This is a genomic window from Cupriavidus sp. JZ107 (assembly GCF_053903255.1).
The window spans coordinates 2,682,278-2,700,950 of the sequence record NZ_CP096481.1; the positions used below are offsets into that span (position 1 = coordinate 2,682,278).

Here is an 18,673-nt window from a genome sequence, read left to right on the forward strand (position 1 = left end):
CATCGCTGGCCTCATAGCACCGCGGCGAGCGCGGCGGCGCTCGCCTCCACGTGGTGGCTGCGCATCACGTCGTCAAACGCCGCATCGCGGATCCGGTGCCGAAGCGCGCGGTCGCCGGCAAGGCGCTCGAGGGCGTCCACCCACTCCTGGAAGTCGTTGCCGACCAGCAGCCCCGTGCGTTCCGGCACCACGCAACCCTGGTAAATCGGTGCCGACGAGTAGATGCCCGGCACGCGCGCGGTACCGTAGTTCAGATACTTGAAGGGGTTCTTGCAGGCATTGAACTCGGCCGCCTCCACGTCCTCGCTGCCGCCCAGCGGGGTGATCGCGAACTGGTAGCGGCCCGAAACCAGCGCGCGCATATAGTCGGCATACGGCATCCGGTTGGTGAAATGCAGGAACGGCAATGAGAACATCTCCGGAAAGGGGTCGCCATAGAAGTCCAGCGCGTAGTCCGGGTGACGCAGGAAAAAGACCTGAAGCGCCGTCAGCAGCATGTCTTTCGCGCTCTGCATCTTCAGGAAGTCCGCGTTGGTGAAGACGATGCGCGGCGGCATCGCTTCTTCCACCACGCCCGCTGCATATTTCTCCACCCACATGCCGTTCGGCACCAGCACAGGTTCCGGCACATAGGGCCGGACCTTGTCGAGCAGGACGGGGTTCGCCACCGTCACGACGTCGCACAGGGCGAGAATGTCGCGGATCAGGGCGACCTTGCTGTTATGCGCCTGGGCGCCGCTATAGCTCGGAAAGGAAAAGATCCAGTCGTCGATGTCGTAGATGACGCGCACGCCCCGGGCTCGGGCATGGCGGACGAGGTCCAGCGCGCGCTGAGAGCTGTGCTTGCTCAGGATCAGCACGTCGGCCCAATTGACGCCGTTGCGCGCCGCTTCGTCGTTCTCGGAAATCGCCGTGAAGACCAGCTGGCCGCGCGACTCCATGTACTCCAGCACCTCGGTGATCCGGGCCGCGACGGACAACGACGGCACGCCTTGTGCCACATGCGACTCGCGATGCAAGGCGACGACTTTCACGATGCCGCCCTCCCCCGCGCCCCATGGATCGAGACCGGCAGGTTTTCCAGCGGGCCCAGCGCGAATCCGAGCAGTCGGCCGTGCCATGCATCGTCGCCGCGCACCATTTCGATCGCCGACAGGCTGGCATGGGCCGGCAGGAAGGCCGGAAAGCGCTCCATCCCCACGCCGTGGATATGCTGCAGGATGCAAGAAATCGGGCCCGAATGGGCCACCACCATCAGGGCGTCGACCGGCCGCGCCAATTGTTCATCGAGCCAGGCCAGCACGCGCTGGTTCAGCGCGAGATGCGACTCGCCGCCCGGATAGCGATTGCCCGGATCGGCATAAAAGTCCGGCCATTGCGCAACAAAGCGGGCAAGCTGCCAGTCGGCCACCTCGCCGGCGTCGGTCTCGCCCAGCCGGGAGTCGACCTCCCACTCCACGCCGGGCACGAGCCCGCGCGCGGTCTGCTGGGCGCGGCGCCATTGGCTCGTCACGTAGCGATCGGCGACAATGCCGGCACGCGAGAACCACGCCGCCATCCGCTCGACTTGCGCGAGGCCGATGGCATCGAGCTCGTCGGCAGTGGTGCCGGTCACCAGCCCGGCATCGTTGGCCACGGAACGGCCATGGCGGACCAGATAGAGCATCATCTGGCAATGCTCCGCAGGATGTCGATCAGAGGATTGATCGCACCGGGAAGGCAGAAGCGGCGCATGTCATCGACCAGCGACGTGGTATCGGCGGGCAGCGCCAGTACCTGATCGACGGCAGCGGCGATGGCCTCGTCGCTGGCGGGATCGGCATAGACCGCATGATCGCCGAAGTGCTCGCGCGACCAGGGAGAATCGCTCAACAGCAGACGGCAGCCGGACAAGCCTGCCTCGATGGCGGACAACCCCGGCGGCTCATGCGAAACCTCGATATAGAACAGGGCTTCCTGCAGCGCGCTGCGGACGATTTCGGATTTTTGCGGCAGCCCCTTGATGAACAGCACGTTGTCGCCGCCGGCCTCTCTGCATTGGCGAAAGTACGCTTCCTCGCGGCTACGCCCAACCAGCACCAACGGGATGCCCTTTTCGCGCAGCACGCGAATCGCCGCCAGCTGGTTCTTGTTCGGCTCGATCACGCCGAACCAGATCGCGTAGCGATCCAGACCATACAGGCTGCGGAACAGGCCCTGTGGTGCCCGCTTGATGTAGGCGGCGTCGGCGCCGACCGTGACGCGGTGCTCCTTCTCGGCAGGCAGCCGGAAGCGCTCGCGGAAGTGGGCAAGCTCTGCGTCCGACTTGAAGATCACCGCGTCGGCGAGATCGACATGCCGATTGACCAGATCGACCGGCGCGTTGCCGATGTCTCGAACCCACAGGTTGGGCCACAGTGCCACCGGCTTGCCGGTCGCCTTCAATTCCTGCAGCAACTCGATACCGCCTCCGTGCACCGAAAAATGCAGCACGACATCGTAGTTGTCCATGTCCCTGGAATAAGGGCCATAGATGTCGACGATCAGACCGCGCTGCTTCAGGCTGTCGGCCACCGAGAAGATTTCGTACTCGCCGCCGCCACGCACCAGAAACGCCTGGTGGTAGGTGGTGATCAATACACGGGGATCGGACAAGATGATATCCAGCTAGAAGTTGTTGGCCTGGCGCGGCACCGACAGCACCGCGGCGAGGGCCTTGTCGTCGGCCTGCGCCAGCACCGCCGCCGCGCGCCGCTTGCCCGCTTCGATCATGGCGGTACGGCGCCCCGGATCGCGATGCATCTGCAGGATCGCCGTGGGCGCGTCGTCCAGGCGGTCGAACGAGACCGTGGCATCGGCGCCGACCTCGCTCGCGGCCGTGCCGGAGCGCACGAAGGTCGGCACGCCCAGGTGCATGGCCTCGAGCACGGGCACGCAGAACCCTTCGTGCTGGCTGACGGACAGCAAGGCGCCGGCGCGGTCGAAGCGCGCGAACAGGCTTTCGTCGTCGATCATGCCGGTGATGTCGACGTGCTCGGCCACGCCGCATTGCGCCGCGCGCTCGCGCAGGAAAGCGAGATAGACGCCGTTGGGCGCGCTGCCGACGATTTCGAGCTTCGCGTCGACACCGGCTTCTCGAACCAGAGCGAGGATCTCGATGGCATCCTCGACCCGCTTGTGCGGAACGACCCGTCCCACCACGAGCAGCGTCAATGGGCCGGTGGGGTCGGCCTGTCCGGCGGGGATACGCCGGAACAGCGGCATATCCGGCCATACCGGCGGAATTACCAGAATCTCGTCGGTCCGCAGATGCGGTGACAGCGATGCCGCGGTCAGCCGGGAATTGGCCATTACCAGATCGAACTGGCGCAGCAGCGGATACTGCTCCAGCGAGCGTGCGCACAGATCCGCGGTGACGGGCTCGAATTCGCGCAGCAGCTCCGGCTCGGTCACGCCATGGAAATAGCACAGCTTGCGATTTCCCAGCGCGAGCAGCCGCTCGAGCATCGGATCGTAGATCGAATAGCTGACCAGCAGCGTATCCTGCGGCTGGATTTGCTCGAACAGCGTATCCAGCGGTTCCACGTCGCCCGTGAAGTGTTTCGCGCAGGCGCGCGCCGGTATGCCCAGCCGCTCGGCGGCGCGGGCGATACCGAGGCAGTGGTTGCCCACGGCGTCCCCGACGTGGATGTCCGGTGCAGCGATGAATAGCGTCATGCGCCCTCCTTGCCCGCCGCGTTCAATTGCTGCAGCCGTTCGAGATAGTTGCGCCCCACCGCTTCCGGCGAATAGTGGGCCAGCACGAAGTGCTTGCCTGCCAGCGCACGCTGCCGGCGCTCGCCCTCGTCCTCGACGCAGCGCCGCATCTGCGACGCCGCCGATTCGACGTCGGCATCCCACCAATGCTGCCCCTCCGCGAATGCATACTCGCCGGCGCCAACTGCAATGGCTTCGCCGCCGACCATGAACGCGGTGGTGTCGTTGGTGAAGTCCGTATTGCCCGAGAACGCCGATGCGATCACCGGCTTCTCAAGCAGCATCGCCTCTGCGATATTGCGGCCAAAGCCTTCGGCACGATGCAGCGACACGAAGCAGTCGCAGACCGATTGCAGCCCGATCACCGCCTCGCGCGCAATGGCCTCGGAGATGATCGAGACACGCGGATCGTCGCGGCACAGCGCCAGCACATCGGCCCATTGGCCCGGCGCATTCCCCATGTTCATCGTCTTGAACAGCAGGTGAACACCGGGCGTACCCGGGGGGAACGCCCGCTGGAACGCCTTGATGACCGCCAGCGGATTCTTGCGATGGACGCTGGAATTACCGTCCAGGATATTGAGGAAGACGAACGCGTCTTCCGGCAGGCCGAACTCCGTCCTGGTGTAGGCGCGGCTCAACGGCGGCAGCGCGACCGCCATCGGCATCACCAGCACAGGCTTGTCGGTGGCGCCGCGCATTGCCTCGGCAGTAAAGCGCGTGCTCGACCAGATTTCGTCGACGAGTTCCAGCGCCAGCTCCATGCCGCGAGGGTAGGCAGGCAACTCCCACTGCCAGCAGCCAATGTTGTAGCGGTCGCCGAACATTTTCTCGCCGGTGGCGCCCAGCAGCCGGATCGTCTCGTAATGAGGCAGAAACACGAGATTGGTGTTGTACAGCGGCGCGTCGACCTCATAGGCACGCAGCGACAGATCCTGCTGGCGCGCCCCGATCGCGAGCGGGATAGCAGGGACGCACAGGTCCATGTCGACATGGCGCAGCGCGAGCGATGCCATCCTGACGTCCTCGCCGATGCCCAGCTCGCCGCGCCCGAAGCCCACGATATTGACGCCGCCGCGCAGGAACTTGCCGGTTGCCGCGGCCTGCTGCGCAGGCCGAATTTCATGCGTCTGCGACTCTTCATCCTCGATATGCAGGCGCAGTTCGTACTTGCCGAAGTTGAACAGCCACAAGTTCAGCGCCAGACGGCCTTCGGCCGTGCCCATGTCGAACGCATCACGCAGATCGGACCGTTGGGCATAGGCGGCCGCGGCCAGCGGATGCACCACGTCGCGTTCGTTGCCGGGCTGCGTCGGGTCGGAGATGCCCAGTGTTGCGTCGGTGGGCAGCAGCGCGCGGGGAACCGCGCCGCGCAGCAACAGCTCGCTCCACCATGCCACCAGTTCACCGCGGCCCTCTGCCTTCGACAAGATCTTGTCGGTGTCAGGCCCGCCGGCCAGAGCTGTGTACAGGGCTCGCATCGCCCGCGTAATGGGAACCTGCTGGTCCTGCGTCACCGCGGTGTCGGGCTGCTGCAACTGGTCGCGGGAGATCAACTGGGCAAGGAACGCATTGCCCGGCACCTCGCGAATCCACCACGAGACAAAAGCCGCGCGCCCTTCCCTGCTCGCCAGATCGGCGAATTCGCGCAAGTCGTCCCGGGCGGCGTGCAGGGCCTGCATGCCGCGCGTAATCGGCAGCGGTGCATCCTGTGCGATATCGCGAGCCAGCTCGTGATAGAAGGCGATCGGCAGGAAGCCGTCGAACGCCGGCGTTCCGGCGCCCTCGCGGATCCACCACTGGACCAGCTTGCCCCTGCCTTCAGGCGTGGCCAGATCGATCTGGTCGCGCAGATCCGTGCGCGCCTTGCAGACGGCATGCAGACCCTTGGTGATGGGCAGCAATGCGTCCTGCACGATCGCCGGGTCAACCGCCGCATACTCTTCAGGCCGCACGATGCAGACGGGCTGGGATTCGTGGCGGCCGTCCAGCACCCACCACGACGCCAGCCGCTCACGCCCCTCGCGCGTGGCGGTATCCATGCCCCGCAAATCCTGCCGCGCCACCCTGAGCGCCAGCAAACCGCGTGTCAGCGGAATGGCGGCATCCTGGTCGACCTGCGTGGACACTTCCGCGTACAGGGCCGCCGGCATGCATGTCCGCAGCGAAGGATCGTGAATGCCTTCGAGCATCCACCAGGAAAGCAGCGTACGCCGCCCGGCCTCGGTCGACAGGTCGGCCTGCTCACGCAAATCGTCGCGAGCCTCGCATATCGCGTGCAAGCCGCACGTGATGGGCAATGGCTGGTCCTGCACCACGGTTTCATCGACGCGCGCGTACATGTCGTCGCGCGTGAAGCCGACGTAGCGCGCATCGCGCAGGCCTTCCAGCAGCCACCATGACACCAGGCCGTGCCTGCCGCCGCGGGTGGCCAGATCGAACGAAGCACGCAGGTCGTCACGGGCGAGATAGATGGCATGCAGGCCGCGCGTCAGCGGCAGCCAGCAGTCCTGCGGCAGCGTGGTATCGGGGCGCGCCAGCCAGTCGCGCTGCTCGCCATCGATCGCGACGCCCTGGTTCAGATGGATGGCGGCGCAGTGCAGCGGATCGTCGAGATCGAACTGGGATCGCAGCACACGGTTGCCGAGCCACAACGCCTCGAGCACCGGAGTGCGACCGAACGGCGTCTCGCTCTTCTGCCGGCGCTGGAACAGCGTCGACAGGCTCCGATGATGCCGATGGTCGGAAAGGTCGAGGCCACGGTCGACGATGGGATTGTCGAACAGATATCGGTTGCGTTCCTGCACCTGCTGGATTTCATCCGGGATGCTGCCAACATCCTGCTCGAGCCCGCGAGAATGCAGCCACGTGTAGTCGACAATGCGAGCGCCGGTTTCGCGCAGCCGCATCGACAGTGCATGTTCGTCGAGAATCGAGATTGCTTTGGCCTGGAAGCGCTGCAGGTTCTGCGGCGATAGCTCGAACACCGAATGCCACTTGCCGTGCGGCAGGCCGTCTCCGGTCAGCCATTCCAGCAGATAGGACTGGTAGTTTGCCGACAACGGCGCGTCTTCGCGGAAGGGGCGGTCGGACGAAGGCGCGAACAGCGCCTCCGAGCCAAACCGGCCGACGAAGCTGCCGAGCGTCCGGATCCGCTCGGGGACCGCGATCAGGAACTTGGAACAACCCCACGTCTGGAAACTGCGCCCGAACTGCCGCACCGCGTCGGGATAGGCATCGATATGCGCGAGCACGACATCGTCGTGGCTTGCCGCATAGTCGAACATCTGCCGATTGATGTACGGATAGAAGCCGTTGTACTCGTTCTCGAAGGCGGACGTCACGATATGGACGAGGTCGTAACCATCCAGCAAGGCGGGAAAGCGCGCCAGCGCGGTGTCCCAGCCGCTGAATTCGCGGCGCGAGTTGTCGCCGCCGATCATGACGATGTTCGGACCAAGGTTGACCGTCAGGTCCGTGGGCAGCGCCGTGTCGATCAGGACGGCATCATAGTCGAGCCCTTCGATGCGCTGGTAAAGCTGGCACAGGCGCTTGAATGCGCCCGGGTAGTCGGCATCGCCGTAGCGGACGAACAAGGTAAGCAGCTTCATTCTTCCATCTCCACTTCGAAGATGACCTTGTTCTGCGCCGCGTTGGCCCATCCCGCCCGCTCCACGTCGAATTGGTCGATCCGATAGAAGAACTCCAGCCGCTGCAGGCAGCGCCCGGCATCCGCGTCGCGCAGCGATGCGTCCACCAGCGACAGCACTTCGCGCGCAGCCGCCTCCCAACCGAAGACCTGGGCGGGCCGTTGCGTTTGGGTCTGGCAATTCCGCCAGTGTTCCTTGCGCTCCAGCACCTCGCTGACCGCCTGCAGCAATTCGGTCCGCCGCGAGAACGGTACGATGCCGTCGACCGGACTGACGCGCGAGCGGATCTCGTCGATCAGCTGGCTTTGCCGCGCGATCACCGGCTTGCCGAACGACAGCGCCTTCAGCACGGGAAGACCGAACCCTTCATAGAACGACGGGAACACCAGGCAGGCGCATTCGCGGAACAGCGTATCGACCGCTTCGTTGGACAACATGCCAGAAGGCAGCTGCTCGACGTTGGGGTACTGCTCGCCCACTTCGCCGAGAACGCGGATCCGCGCCTCCGGAAAGCCAGCGGCGAGCACGCGCACCGCTTCGTGCAGGCCCTTGTGATAGTACTGGTTGCCGACCACCAGCACATAGGGCTCGCCTTCCGGTCCGTCTCCCACCGTTGGCGGTGCGTAGTATTCAGCGGGATCCAGCGAGCAGTACGAGATGGCGCTCGGCACTTCGCGCGACGCCGGAAAGCGCTCGTGGAACGCATTGCGGGTATAGCCGCTGTTGAAGACGAAGCCATCGGCATAGCTGGCGGCCGCGCGCCATACGCCATCGATATGCGGCATGCGGATGTAATGGCAGTCCCAGGCGATGGCGTCCATGATCAGATACAGATTCACGGTCGAGCGACGCGCCTGGTCGCGCAGTTCGCTGAAGCTCCACGGTTGCGACAGACGGATCGCCGCATCGAACATGGCATCGTCGGGCATCGTGTGGATCAGGGCGTCCGGCATGGTGCGGTCGAGCCCATGGAACTGCGCGGCCTCCGGAAGCACCCAGAAACGCGGAGTCACCGACACGCTGTCGGCGAGCCTGACGATCGGGTCAAGCAGCGAAAGGATGTGTTGCGCGGTGCCGTTGTAGCCGGGAGCGAGATTGCGGATGTCGAACAGGACCGTACGCATTGCCTTCGGCTTGAGCCGTTGCCACAGCAGCGCCTCCCAGCGCTGCTCCGGAAACTCCGCACGGCGCGAAATGGCGCGCGCATAGTCGGCCGCCCGTTCGATCGACGGCGGCTGCGCCGCGCCCGGATAGGGCCCGGACTCGGCGGCAAAGAACAACGCGCGATTGCAGACCACGGCGCTGTAGCCGCGGCGGTTGGCACGGATGAACAGCCGCCCCAGCGCATCGCCCAGCCCCTGGTCCTTGCCGTCGAGCCGGCCGAAGTGGTACAGCATGTCGCCCCGCACGAGCACGGGCGCGCCCGTGACGATGCCCCCGCCCCAGCGCGACGGCAACGATTGCAGAAACGGCGCGAGCGGTTCGCGGCCGGTCAGCGCCTCGTCTCCGCCCTGGCGCGGAACCGGCGCCGAACCGCCGATATTGGTGCGCGGCACGGCAAACCCATACAGCGGATCCGCGGACAGCGCCTCCAGCAGCTGCGCGACCGCCTCCCCGTCGAACTCGTACTCTGGCGCGGTGAACAGCACCGGCGTGCCGGCTTCCGCCAGCGGATGCACGACGCGGTTCAACCGTGCGATGTAATCGCCGGCGTCCCGCACCGGGATCGTATCGATGATCGGGTCGTCCGAGATCGGCGCCGCGCCGGCGGGCACGAAGACATGGACGCGCCCGACGAGCTGCCGCAGCGACGCAGCGGCCAGCGCGCTCAGGCAGGCGATAGCCTGCTTCCCGGGCTGGGCAGCCTCGGGCAAGGTAATGACGATGGCGATCTTGCTGGTCAAGCGGGCACCTGTTCGATGTCGTGGTTGCGGCATGCGTCGATCCGGCCGGTCAGGGCCGAATAAACGCTTTCGGAACCGAAATGTTGTTCGATGAAGGCGTGAGCGGACTGCTGCAGCGCGATGCGCTCGGGCTCCCGCGCCAGCAGGGCCACGATCTCGCGCGCGAACGCCACCGCGTCGTGGACGATCACCGCCGGCACGTCGCCGAGCTCACGAAGTCCGTCCGCCGCGGAAGGCCAGGCGACATGCGCCTTGCCCCACGCCAGCGCCTCGATGGTCTTGATCTTCAGGCCGGTACCGACGCGGCAGGGATTCACCACGACCGCAGCCTGCTCATATTCCGCTTCGAGACTCTCGACAAATCCAAGCAGCGATACGGTCGGATCGTCGCAATGCACGAACTGGCACACCTTGCCGATCACCCGCAGGCGCGCGCCGGGACGCGCGGCACGCACCAGCGGCCACGTATAGTCAAGGAAGTCCTGCGTTCCCTTGACGTTGAATTCGTTGCTCGATGCAACGATCAGCACCTGGTCCGCCACCACCGCGGCGGAATCGCCATGATGGATGTCCAGATCGAACGACGTCAGCAGCGCCTCGACTTCCGGCACCAGTTGCCGGAGCTCGTCCTGCTCGGCCTTCTGGATGGCCAGCACGATGTCGGCGCGGCGGAGCAAGGCGCTTTCCTGCGCCTCGGTCAGGCTCAGGGTGTAGTTCTTGATCCCGTACTGTTCCACCGTCTTTTGCTTGCGGCAAAACAGATCATGGGCGTCGATGATCTTCAGCGCATCTCCGCATTCCGGCAGTTCGAGAATACGGCTCATGAACACGTATTGGGCGATCACCACGTCCGGACGGACCGCGGCCACGATCGGCGCCACTTCGGCGGCAAACCAGTCGGGGCAGAAGCCGTCCTGGATGCGGGACAGCTCGGCGTCTGCAAAATCGGTATCGACCTGCACCGGCTTGGCCATGGTGCCTCCGGGCCGCGGCAGCACGATCCGATTGTCGAACACATGCAACGCGTCGACGACCTCACGCAGGCCAACGATGCATTGATTGCTGACCTCGGTGTCGCCCAGCGGCTTCAGCACGAGCGTCACCGCATATCCCTTGTGCCGGAACCACGACAGCATCTTGTAGATGCGGATCTCGTTGCCCGCCGCGGGCGGGTACGGCATCACATGGGTGACCATCAGCACGCGCGGCCTGGCGCTGCTCTGCGGGATGGAAGCGAAACTGGGTTTCATCATCGTTCTAATGGGGTATGGCCGTTCTGTGTTTCTACGGCGTATCTGCGGCGCATCTGCGACGTATCTGCTGCGTCGGTCGTCATGAGGCTAGATCAGCTGCCGGTAGACATCGCGCAGCGCCGCCGTCGTGGACGACCAGGTGAACGCCTCCGGCCGGAACGAGGACGCCGCGGCGTCCGCCTGTTCCCGCGCGCCCGCGCGCCCGCCGTTCGACAGCATCGCGCTGATGGCGTCGGCGATTGCGTCCACCGAGGCCGGGTCCACGTACACGGCACGGTCACCAAAATACTCCTGGCACGAACCCTCCCGCGTCAGCAACAGCGGCGCACCCTGCGCCGCCGCCTCCAGCGCCGCAAGGCCGGGCGTCTCCAACGTACTGGGCAACGCGAACAGTTCGCATGCGGTGTACGCGGACAGCAGCGTTTCGTCGTGCGGCATCGGTCCCAGGTAACTGACCTGCGCGCCGCCCTCCTCCAGCACCTGGCGCGCATATCCCGGATCGCGCTGATGACCGATCAGGACCAGTCTGCACTGCGGCAGCCGCTTCATCGCGCGCACCAGCGCCAGTTGGTTCTTGCGCGGCTCGATATTGCCGACGTTCAACACGAATGGACCGTCGATACCGAAGCGTTGCCGAAACCCTTCCGGGCCGACCTTCTGCAGGAAGAACTCGTCGATGCCGTTGTAGACGGTGGCGAACTTCGAGCGCGGCAGGTCCAGCACGCTGGCCAGCATGTCGCTCTCGATATCCGAGTTGGTGACGGCCCGGTCCGCAAGCGCAAGCTGGGCACGAATCTCGTCCACCGGGTACAGGTGCCGGGTCCCTTCGGTGATCCACAGGCTGGTCGACACGACCAGCGGCAACCCCAACTGCTTGACGAAATGGCAGAAGTGCACCGAGCCGCCAATGCACGAGAAGAAGTGCACCACATCGTGCTCGAGAAAACGCGGCGCCCATTGGTCGAACAGCGAAACGTCGACGCCATGCGCGGGCAGGTGCTTGCGATAGGCCAGCAGCTGGATCTCCCCGCCGCCCGGCGTATGGAACGCCATCGGATACGTGGCGAACATCACCTTCATGGTCTGGCCTCCAACGTACGGACGCGTCCGAGCATGCGCGCGGTGCGGGCCCGCCAAGTGTTGTCGCCGACGAAGCGCCGGGCCTCCTCTTCGCTCAACCGTCCGCGCCGCAGCTGACGCTCGATCGCCGCCTCGAACGCGTCCGCATCGGCGCCGATTTCCAGGCCGGCCGGCCCGCTTTCGGCGAATGCCAGCGGGGTCGACACTACCGGCAAGCCGGCCCCCAGGTATTCGAAGAACTTCATTGGAAACATCGATCTGGTGTAATCGTTGATCAGTGTCGGCAGCAGGCCGACCTGCATGCCGCGCAGGTAGTCGGGCAATTGCGCATAGCTGCGGTAGCCGAGCAGATGCACGTTCGGCAAGGCCGCCAGTGCATCCACCAGCTGGCTCTGTTGCCCCTCGCGCTGCTCGCCGATCAGCACCCAGTGCCAATCCGGACGCCGACGCGCGACCTCCAGCAGCAGCGCGAAGTCGACCTTGAAGTCGGACAGCACGCCGTGATAAACGAGACGCGGCGTCGGAATGGCAGCGAGATCGTCGGGCACCGGTCCGGCGGCCAGCGCCTTGCCGAAGTGGCGATCGTCCGCGACATTGGGCAGAAAATACGTGTTCGGATTGAACGGGCGGCAACGCTCCTCGAGCGCGCGCGCGGTGACGAAGACCAGGTCGCATGCCTGTAGCAAGCTGCGCTCGGCGGCATCGAACGCCGCCACGTCGACACCCGGCACCGCCGACAGATCGTCGACACAGTGATAGACCAGTGGACCGCGCGGCATGTCGGCGATCGCGTTCTGCATGTATGGGTGGTAGGTCCACACCAGCGGCTGCGCGAAACGCCTGGCCCGCAGGAATCGCCCCAGGGCATGTCGCAGCAGGGCCTGATTGATCCAGCGAACGACAGGCCAATGATGCTTCGCCGGCACGATCAGCGGCGACAGCACCCAGATATTGTCGCGGCGCCGTGGTGGACCGATCACCACGGACTGCACGCCACGCCAGAGCCGTCGCCACAGGCGCTTCCAGTCTCGTCCGCTCGCCATGCGGGGCCTGCGCAGGCCCACGCTCTCGATATACAAGACCCGCCAGCCAAGTCCGGCCAGCTCGCAGGTCATATGCTGCTTGTTGGTCCAGTAAGGCTCGTCCCAATCGGCGGTCGAGAACAACACGCAATCGCCCGCTTCCGCGCCGGTTATCGCGGGCGCGGATTGACGGGCGCTCGCCGTTTCGGGCCTGTCGATCGCCTCAGCCACCGAAGTCCTCCATCGGCCGATCAAGCAGGCTCGCGACCACACGCGCCGACGCGCGACCGTCGCCATACGGATTGGCGCGATCGCGCAACGCGACGACACGCTGCGGGGCATCGAGCCAGTCCGCAACCGCCGCGCAAATCGACCGCGGATCCTGGCCCGCCAGCGTCGCAAAGCCGGCATCGACGCCTTCACGCCGCTCGGTATGGCTGCGCATCACGACCACCGGCACGCCGAAGGTCGGCGCCTCTTCCTGGATGCCGCCCGAATCGCTGACGACCAGGTCGCTGCGGCTGATCAGATAGAGACTGGTCGGATAGTCGACCGGCTCCACCAGCGACAGATTCGGAACGCCGCCCAGTTCACGCAACACCGGCTCGCGCACCGCCGGATTCAGGTGCACGGGGAAGATCCAGCGATGGTGGGGATAGCGGCCGCACAGTTCGCGCAGTGCGGTGCAGATACCGAGCATCACGTCGCCGAAGTTTTCGCGCCGATGGCACGTGACGAGGACCTGCGGACCGCCATGGCGCAGTTCGGGGGGCAGCTCCGGTGCATGGCCCGCCCAGCCGACGCGCACCATTTCGATGGCGTCCACGACGGTGTTGCCGGTCGTGACGATCGTATCGGCGCGGACGCCCTCGTTCAGCAGGTTGGCGCGGGCCGATCGGGTCGGCGCAAAGTTGCGCGCGGCGATGCGACCCAGCAGGCTGCGGTTGGCTTCCTCGGGAAAGGGACTGGCCAGATCGCCAGTGCGCAGGCCGGCCTCGACGTGCCCGACGCGTACGCCGCGATGGAACGCCGCGAGGCCCGCGCAAAAGGCCGTGGTGGTATCGCCCTGCACCAGCACCCAGTCGGGCCGTTGAGCGGCGATTGCCTCGTCCAGCTCCGCCAGCAGGCGCGATGCCAGACCGTTCAGCGATTGGCCTGGTCGCATGCAATCGAGGCCGATATCCGGCGACAGCGCGAAATACGACATCGCCTGTTCGAGCATTTCGCGGTGCTGACCGCTGCTGCAGACCGTGACGTCGACCGCTTCGCGCAGGGCCGCGACGACAGGCGCGAGCTTGATCACCTCGGGACGGGTGCCCATCACGACCATGACTTTCATCGCGATGCCTCCCATCCGGTCGCGCACATCCGGCGGCCGTGATACTCGACCGCGAGTTGCAGTCCGTTCGATGCGCCGACCGGCACGGCGACACGATAGGCGCCCTCTTGCTCGCGCACCGACGCCCGCGCGCGATATTGCAGAAAATCCATTGCCGCCTCCTCGTGCAGGAAGAGCGGCGACTGTGCCCGCGCGCGGATATGTGCGATCAATTGTCGATGGGCGTCGATGCGGGCCGCTTCATCGGCCCAGCCATAGGCATAGCGGGCGGAAAAGGGATGATCGAGATAGCCAAACAGCGTGCCGGTTGCATGCGCACGGTCGAAGGCTTCACGATAAACGGCCAGCGGATCCCCTTCCGCCAGCAAGCAGTCCCCGTGCAGCATGCATTGCTGGCTGTGGCCGACAAAGCCCGCCGGCAGATCGGCCAGCTCGCCGCCGCGCGAAAGAACGAATTCGGGGTCGTTGCGGATGATGCCGCCGATGCAGCCGGCATAGCCGAGATCGGCCAATGCCTGCAGGGCGTAGTGCGGAGTCTGGTGAAACGGCGAGACCGCATAGCGGACCTCGCGGCCGGTCACCGCGTGCAGACGGTGCGCCGAGGCCCAGCCTTCGTGCAGCGCCGCTTCGTAACTGCCGCCCCATTGCGGGGCGTGCGTCGCGGTATGCGACAGCACGGCACCGCCCTGGGCGACCAGTTCGCGCAGCAGCCCGTGCTGGCGCTCGTCCTCCAGCGTGCTGGTGTGAACCGCCAGGGAAAACGGCACGCCGGCCTCGCGGTAAGCGTCCCACAAAGGGCGTGCAGACTCGACGTCTTCGTCGCAATCCAGCCGCGACGTAATGGCGGCGTCATGGCCCCATGGCACTTCGGACAGCACGGGATGGCAGGGAAGCGTCTCCGCCCCGTGCGCCGACAGGAACTGCTCGACGATGCGCCATTCCCAGGAATCGCATGGGCCGGCGGCACGGTTGAACCACAGCACGCTGGCTTCGTCGCGCCGTGCCAGCGCGGCATAGCTGCCCTGGCGCTGGCCATCGACGTCGATCGCGGCCAGTTCGTCGGCGCCGGTATCCATGCCGACCGCGATGCTCCAGCATGAACCGTCCGCGCGGATCGCACCGTAGCCGAGGTTGTTCCACTCGTCGGCAAAATCGAAGCGCTCGAACGGTCGGTGCCATGCCGGCAAACCCAGCGCCGCGGCAGCGCCGTTATAGCGCACCGCGGCACGGCTCGCCGCCATGCCATAACGCGGTGCCGCCACGCTGCGGCTGGCCGGCTCGAGCTCGTCCGGCAGCGCGGACGGTTGCCAGCCCAGATGGCGTGCCAGCACGTCGGAGATACGGCCAAACACGATCAGCTTGCGCCTTCCCCGAGAGAGCCATGCGATCAGGTCATCCGTCCAGGCATCCGGCATATCGACCGCTACCAGCGTCGAGACCGACGCCAGCGCGCCCCGCGACAACGCCGCCGCTTGCGACGCGCTGACCGAACGGCGCACGGCCGCGAGCACCAGTTGCCCGGCAGCCCGCGCGGAATAGGGAAAGGCGACGCCGATCATCCAGTCACCACATGCCGGAACTTGGCACGGGATCCAACCCGCACGAAGTCGTCATGGCCGACAAACGCCACGGTGAAGGCATCGCCCCAGAACGCCTTGAGCTTGGCCATGGTGTCGTCCGCACTGGCCCACGGTTCGAGCACGATACGGAGCGTCGGCGGCGAAGTACGCAGATCGATCTGGAATTCCTGGATCCCGCCGACCCGGTGGTCCAGCATGTCCTGGATATGGTGGGTCGGATGATCGACGCCATTGATCGGCACGACGTCGTGGATGCGGCCGACCACATCGGTCAGATAGAAGCCGGTCGGACGTTCCTCGACCCGAGCCAGGTCGCCGGTGGCATAGCGCACCAGCGGCATCAGCCGGTTGCGGAAACCGGTGAACACCAGTTCGTGCGCACCGTCCGCATTGTTCTCGACCGTGCGCGACTCCGGCCATCCCTCCGACTCCAATACCTGGAAGCCGCCCTGTTCGCCGTCGAGCTCGTAGGCCATCACGCCAAGTTCGGCCAGACCGTAGCGGTCGACCACCCGGCACTGCAAGGCGGCCGCAATGGTCTTCCTGGCGTGAGGCTCGAGCAGTTCACCACTGGACTCGAACACTTCGAAGGTCTTTCCGCCGCCGTACCGACGTTGCACATAGCAGGCCAACGCGTAGATGGTCGATGGATGCGCATGGACCAGATACGGCCGGCGGCGCTGCAGGGTACGCCAGATCTCTTCCAGGCCGACATCGTCGATGCGGTCGAAGAAGATATTGCTTCGGTTATTGACGAAGCATTTGAAGTCTTCACGGGACGGCCACTGCGGGACCGCCATATCGGGAAAGCGACAGGCGAAATGCAGTTCCGATCGATGGCCCGACTTGCCGATGCGCTCGCGCGCATAGCGCGTGACGGCCGACGAATAATCGGCCGCTTCCTGATCGTAGTAGATGGTGCAGGACAGCCCGGTCGAGCCGCCCGTCTTGCACGCGTGGTGCCGCAGTTCGGCCAGCGGGCGCGAGAGCAGGCGTTCGCCTTGCTCGCGGATGATGTCCTTGGTCAGGTAAGGCAGGACCTCCAGTCGACGCGGATCCTCGGCCGCACGCTGTGGATCGAAGCCGACCTGGCGGAACAGGTCGCGATAGTACGGCACATGGGTGCCGGCGAAGGCCAGGATGTCTCCAAGCCGCTTTTGCGCGATACGGCGCCGTTCGGCAATCGGCTTGGCGTAGTAGCGGCGGAGCTCCGCCACCTTCGGCGTGACGCTGCGGCGCTCCCGCCGTTCGGCGATCGGATAGCCGATATAGCCGCCGACCACGCCCTTCAGCGTGCGCAGCGGCTGGCGAGCAAAAACGAGTTCGCCATAACGAAGCAGGGGATGATCAGCTCGCATAGTAAATGTCATGTCGCTCATAGGGCTGACCGCACTGTGTTCGGGAAAGTCGCCGATGGTCGGGTTGGGCTTTCCATGGCGCCTGTCGGTACGCAGGCGTCCTTGTTATCGATATCCGCCGACGCGCCTCAGCCGACCGAGCTCGCCGCGAGGCCGGCAGCCTCCGTTGTCGCCGCCTCCTCCTTGGCCGGGGCTGCGGCGGCCACTGGCTCGTCCGAGACGATCCGGCCGTGTTCCATCTTGATCTGCCGATTGCAGACTCGCGCCACCAGCTTCGGGTCATGCGACGCCAGCACCAGGATCGAAGCATTGCCGACCAGCTCGTCCAGGCGCTTGGCAGCCTTCAGGCTGAAGTCGGCGTCGCCCACGCTGAGCCATTCGTCCATGATCAGGATGTCGGCCTCGACACTGGTCGAGATGGCGAAGGCCAGCCGCAGCATCATTCCGCTCGAGTACGTGCGAACGGGCAGGTTCAGGTAATCGCCAAGTTCGCTGAACTCGGCGATGTCGTCGATCTTGCTTCGAATGCGCGCAGGCCGCAGGCCGTCAAGAATGCCGCGCAGATAGATGTTCTCGAATCCGGTCGCGTCGGGGTCCAGCCCCATCGACACGTCGAGCAGCGAGGCGATCTTGCCACGCGTATGCAGTTCGCCGCTGACGGGCGCATAGACGCCCGACAGGGTGCGCAACAGCGTGGTCTTGCCGGAGCCGTTGTGGCCCACGAGTGCGACCCGCTCACCATCCGCGAAGCGAAAGCTGAGCCGATCGAGCGCAGTCACGATCGCGTGCTTGCCGGCATCCTGTCCGATCCGGCCACCTGTGGTCAGGTTCAGCACGGCCTTCTTCAGAGAACGGTGCGAGTTCTCGTAGATCGGAAAGGCGACGGAGATGTCTTTTGCAACGATGGATGAGGTCACGATGTTACAGCCAGTATGGAACGCGATTGCGGTATCGGCTCATCAGATACTGCGCAAACGCGAATCCCAGAATCAGCAGCCCGAACGACCAGGCCCACGATTCCCAAAGCATCGGCCTGCCGGTTATCGGCGCGCGGATCGTTTCAATGAGGTGATACAGCGGGTTCATGTGGGCAATCCAGGAACGATCCTTCAGGATCTCCGGCATCCACATCACCGGCGTGAAGAAGAAAATCACCTGAACCAGGTTCGTCACAATCGGCGGAATATCGCGGAAGCGGGCGCACAGCACGCCCAGTGAGACGCCGACCCAGATGCCGTGCAACAGCAGCATGGCGAGGCCAATCGGCACGAGCAGGAACTCCCATGTCGGCCAGTGACCGAAGCCCACCATCAGGATGATCACCACCGGCAGGCTGTGCAGCAGGATGACGAAATTCCGCCACGCGATGCGGCATACATGTACGGTCAGCGGGATGCGTATCTGCTTGATCAGATAGGCCGAGCCGATGAACGCGGTACAGCCCTCGTTGGCGACGGAGGCCAGGTATTGCCAGACCACCAGGCCGATCGCCAGATACGGCAGATAGTCCGAGATTTCCTGCTGCAGCAGCGTCGAGTACAGCGCGCCCAGCACGATCACCATGATCGCCGTGCTCAACGTGAACCAGAACGGCCCGATCACCGAGCGCCGATAGCGCTGGCGGATGTCATGCCAGCCCAGCGTGCCCCAGATACGGGACGCACGCATGCCCACCAGCATGTCGTCGCTATGGCTATGCCGGGTGATATCGTCGGTGTCGTAGCTGTGTTCAGCTGCTGCGGTTTCCGTCAT

The 18,673-nt window shown here is 65.3% G+C and carries 14 protein-coding genes; all 14 read right to left on the reverse strand.

Going from position 1 to position 18,673, the window contains the following annotated elements; translation table 11 throughout:
• Positions 1-11: 11 nt before the first annotated feature.
• Positions 12-1,034: a glycosyltransferase family 1 protein gene (locus M1D55_RS21790; RefSeq protein WP_456281813.1), complete on the reverse strand. Its 1,023-nt coding sequence runs from the start codon at positions 1,032-1,034 to the stop codon at positions 12-14.
• On the reverse strand, positions 1,031-1,669 hold the full coding sequence (locus M1D55_RS21795) for a histidine phosphatase family protein (protein ID WP_456281814.1): 639 nt from the start codon (positions 1,667-1,669) through the stop codon (positions 1,031-1,033). The genes M1D55_RS21790 and M1D55_RS21795 overlap by 4 nt, the downstream gene beginning before the upstream one ends.
• Positions 1,666-2,634: a glycosyltransferase gene (locus tag M1D55_RS21800; RefSeq protein ID WP_456281815.1), complete on the reverse strand. Its 969-nt coding sequence runs from the start codon at positions 2,632-2,634 to the stop codon at positions 1,666-1,668. Before M1D55_RS21800 ends, M1D55_RS21795 begins: the two co-directional genes overlap by 4 nt.
• A gap of 12 nt (positions 2,635-2,646) precedes the next feature.
• Positions 2,647-3,696, reverse strand: a complete 1,050-nt coding sequence (locus M1D55_RS21805; protein ID WP_006575871.1) for a glycosyltransferase — start codon at positions 3,694-3,696, stop codon at positions 2,647-2,649.
• Entirely contained in the window at positions 3,693-7,346 is a 3,654-nt protein-coding gene (locus tag M1D55_RS21810) for a glycosyltransferase family 4 protein (RefSeq protein WP_456281816.1), read from the reverse strand. Before M1D55_RS21810 ends, M1D55_RS21805 begins: the two co-directional genes overlap by 4 nt.
• Positions 7,343-9,289, reverse strand: coding sequence for a glycosyltransferase family 4 protein (locus M1D55_RS21815; protein WP_456281817.1), 1,947 nt, complete (start codon positions 9,287-9,289; stop codon positions 7,343-7,345). Before M1D55_RS21815 ends, M1D55_RS21810 begins: the two co-directional genes overlap by 4 nt.
• Positions 9,286-10,542 (reverse strand): glycosyltransferase family 4 protein, encoded by a 1,257-nt coding sequence (locus M1D55_RS21820; RefSeq protein ID WP_456281818.1) that lies wholly within the window; start codon positions 10,540-10,542, stop codon positions 9,286-9,288. The genes M1D55_RS21815 and M1D55_RS21820 overlap by 4 nt, the downstream gene beginning before the upstream one ends.
• Positions 10,543-10,629: 87 nt before the next feature.
• Entirely contained in the window at positions 10,630-11,622 is a 993-nt protein-coding gene (locus tag M1D55_RS21825; RefSeq protein WP_456281819.1) for a glycosyltransferase family 4 protein, read from the reverse strand.
• Positions 11,619-12,737, reverse strand: coding sequence for a glycosyltransferase (locus tag M1D55_RS21830; protein ID WP_253281388.1), 1,119 nt, complete (start codon positions 12,735-12,737; stop codon positions 11,619-11,621). The genes M1D55_RS21825 and M1D55_RS21830 overlap by 4 nt, the downstream gene beginning before the upstream one ends.
• Before the next feature lie 130 nt (positions 12,738-12,867).
• The gene (gene wecB / locus M1D55_RS21835) at positions 12,868-13,983 is read right to left on the reverse strand and encodes a non-hydrolyzing UDP-N-acetylglucosamine 2-epimerase (RefSeq protein ID WP_456281820.1); all 1,116 of its coding nucleotides are present in this window, start codon (positions 13,981-13,983) and stop codon (positions 12,868-12,870) included.
• A complete protein-coding gene (locus M1D55_RS21840) occupies positions 13,980-15,542 on the reverse strand; it encodes a polysaccharide deacetylase family protein (protein WP_456281821.1) in 1,563 nt (520 codons plus the stop codon). Before M1D55_RS21840 ends, wecB begins: the two co-directional genes overlap by 4 nt.
• Positions 15,539-16,921 carry a phenylacetate--CoA ligase family protein gene (locus M1D55_RS21845; protein ID WP_456282751.1) on the reverse strand — a complete coding sequence of 461 codons (1,383 nt, stop codon included), beginning with the start codon at positions 16,919-16,921 and terminating at the stop codon, positions 15,539-15,541. The genes M1D55_RS21840 and M1D55_RS21845 overlap by 4 nt, the downstream gene beginning before the upstream one ends.
• 128 nt (positions 16,922-17,049) lie before the next feature.
• Positions 17,050-17,841, reverse strand: coding sequence for an ABC transporter ATP-binding protein (locus M1D55_RS21850; RefSeq protein WP_456282752.1), 792 nt, complete (start codon positions 17,839-17,841; stop codon positions 17,050-17,052).
• Position 17,842: 1 nt separating this feature from the next.
• Entirely contained in the window at positions 17,843-18,673 is an 831-nt protein-coding gene (locus tag M1D55_RS21855) for an ABC transporter permease (protein WP_456281822.1), read from the reverse strand.

Coding starts and splice junctions, on each gene's coding strand:
- M1D55_RS21855 (WP_456281822.1), bottom strand. CDS start 18,673: ATGACGGAAACCGCAGCAGCTGAACACAGCTACGACACCGACGATATC.
- M1D55_RS21845 (WP_456282751.1), bottom strand. CDS start 16,921: ATGCGAGCTGATCATCCCCTGCTTCGTTATGGCGAACTCGTTTTTGCT.
- M1D55_RS21820 (WP_456281818.1), bottom strand. CDS start 10,542: ATGATGAAACCCAGTTTCGCTTCCATCCCGCAGAGCAGCGCCAGGCCG.
- M1D55_RS21810 (WP_456281816.1), bottom strand. CDS start 7,346: ATGAAGCTGCTTACCTTGTTCGTCCGCTACGGCGATGCCGACTACCCG.
- M1D55_RS21825 (WP_456281819.1), bottom strand. CDS start 11,622: ATGAAGGTGATGTTCGCCACGTATCCGATGGCGTTCCATACGCCGGGC.
- M1D55_RS21805 (WP_006575871.1), bottom strand. CDS start 3,696: ATGACGCTATTCATCGCTGCACCGGACATCCACGTCGGGGACGCCGTG.
- M1D55_RS21830 (WP_253281388.1), bottom strand. CDS start 12,737: ATGACCTGCGAGCTGGCCGGACTTGGCTGGCGGGTCTTGTATATCGAG.
- M1D55_RS21840 (WP_456281821.1), bottom strand. CDS start 15,542: ATGATCGGCGTCGCCTTTCCCTATTCCGCGCGGGCTGCCGGGCAACTG.
- M1D55_RS21795 (WP_456281814.1), bottom strand. CDS start 1,669: ATGATGCTCTATCTGGTCCGCCATGGCCGTTCCGTGGCCAACGATGCC.
- wecB (WP_456281820.1), bottom strand. CDS start 13,983: ATGAAAGTCATGGTCGTGATGGGCACCCGTCCCGAGGTGATCAAGCTC.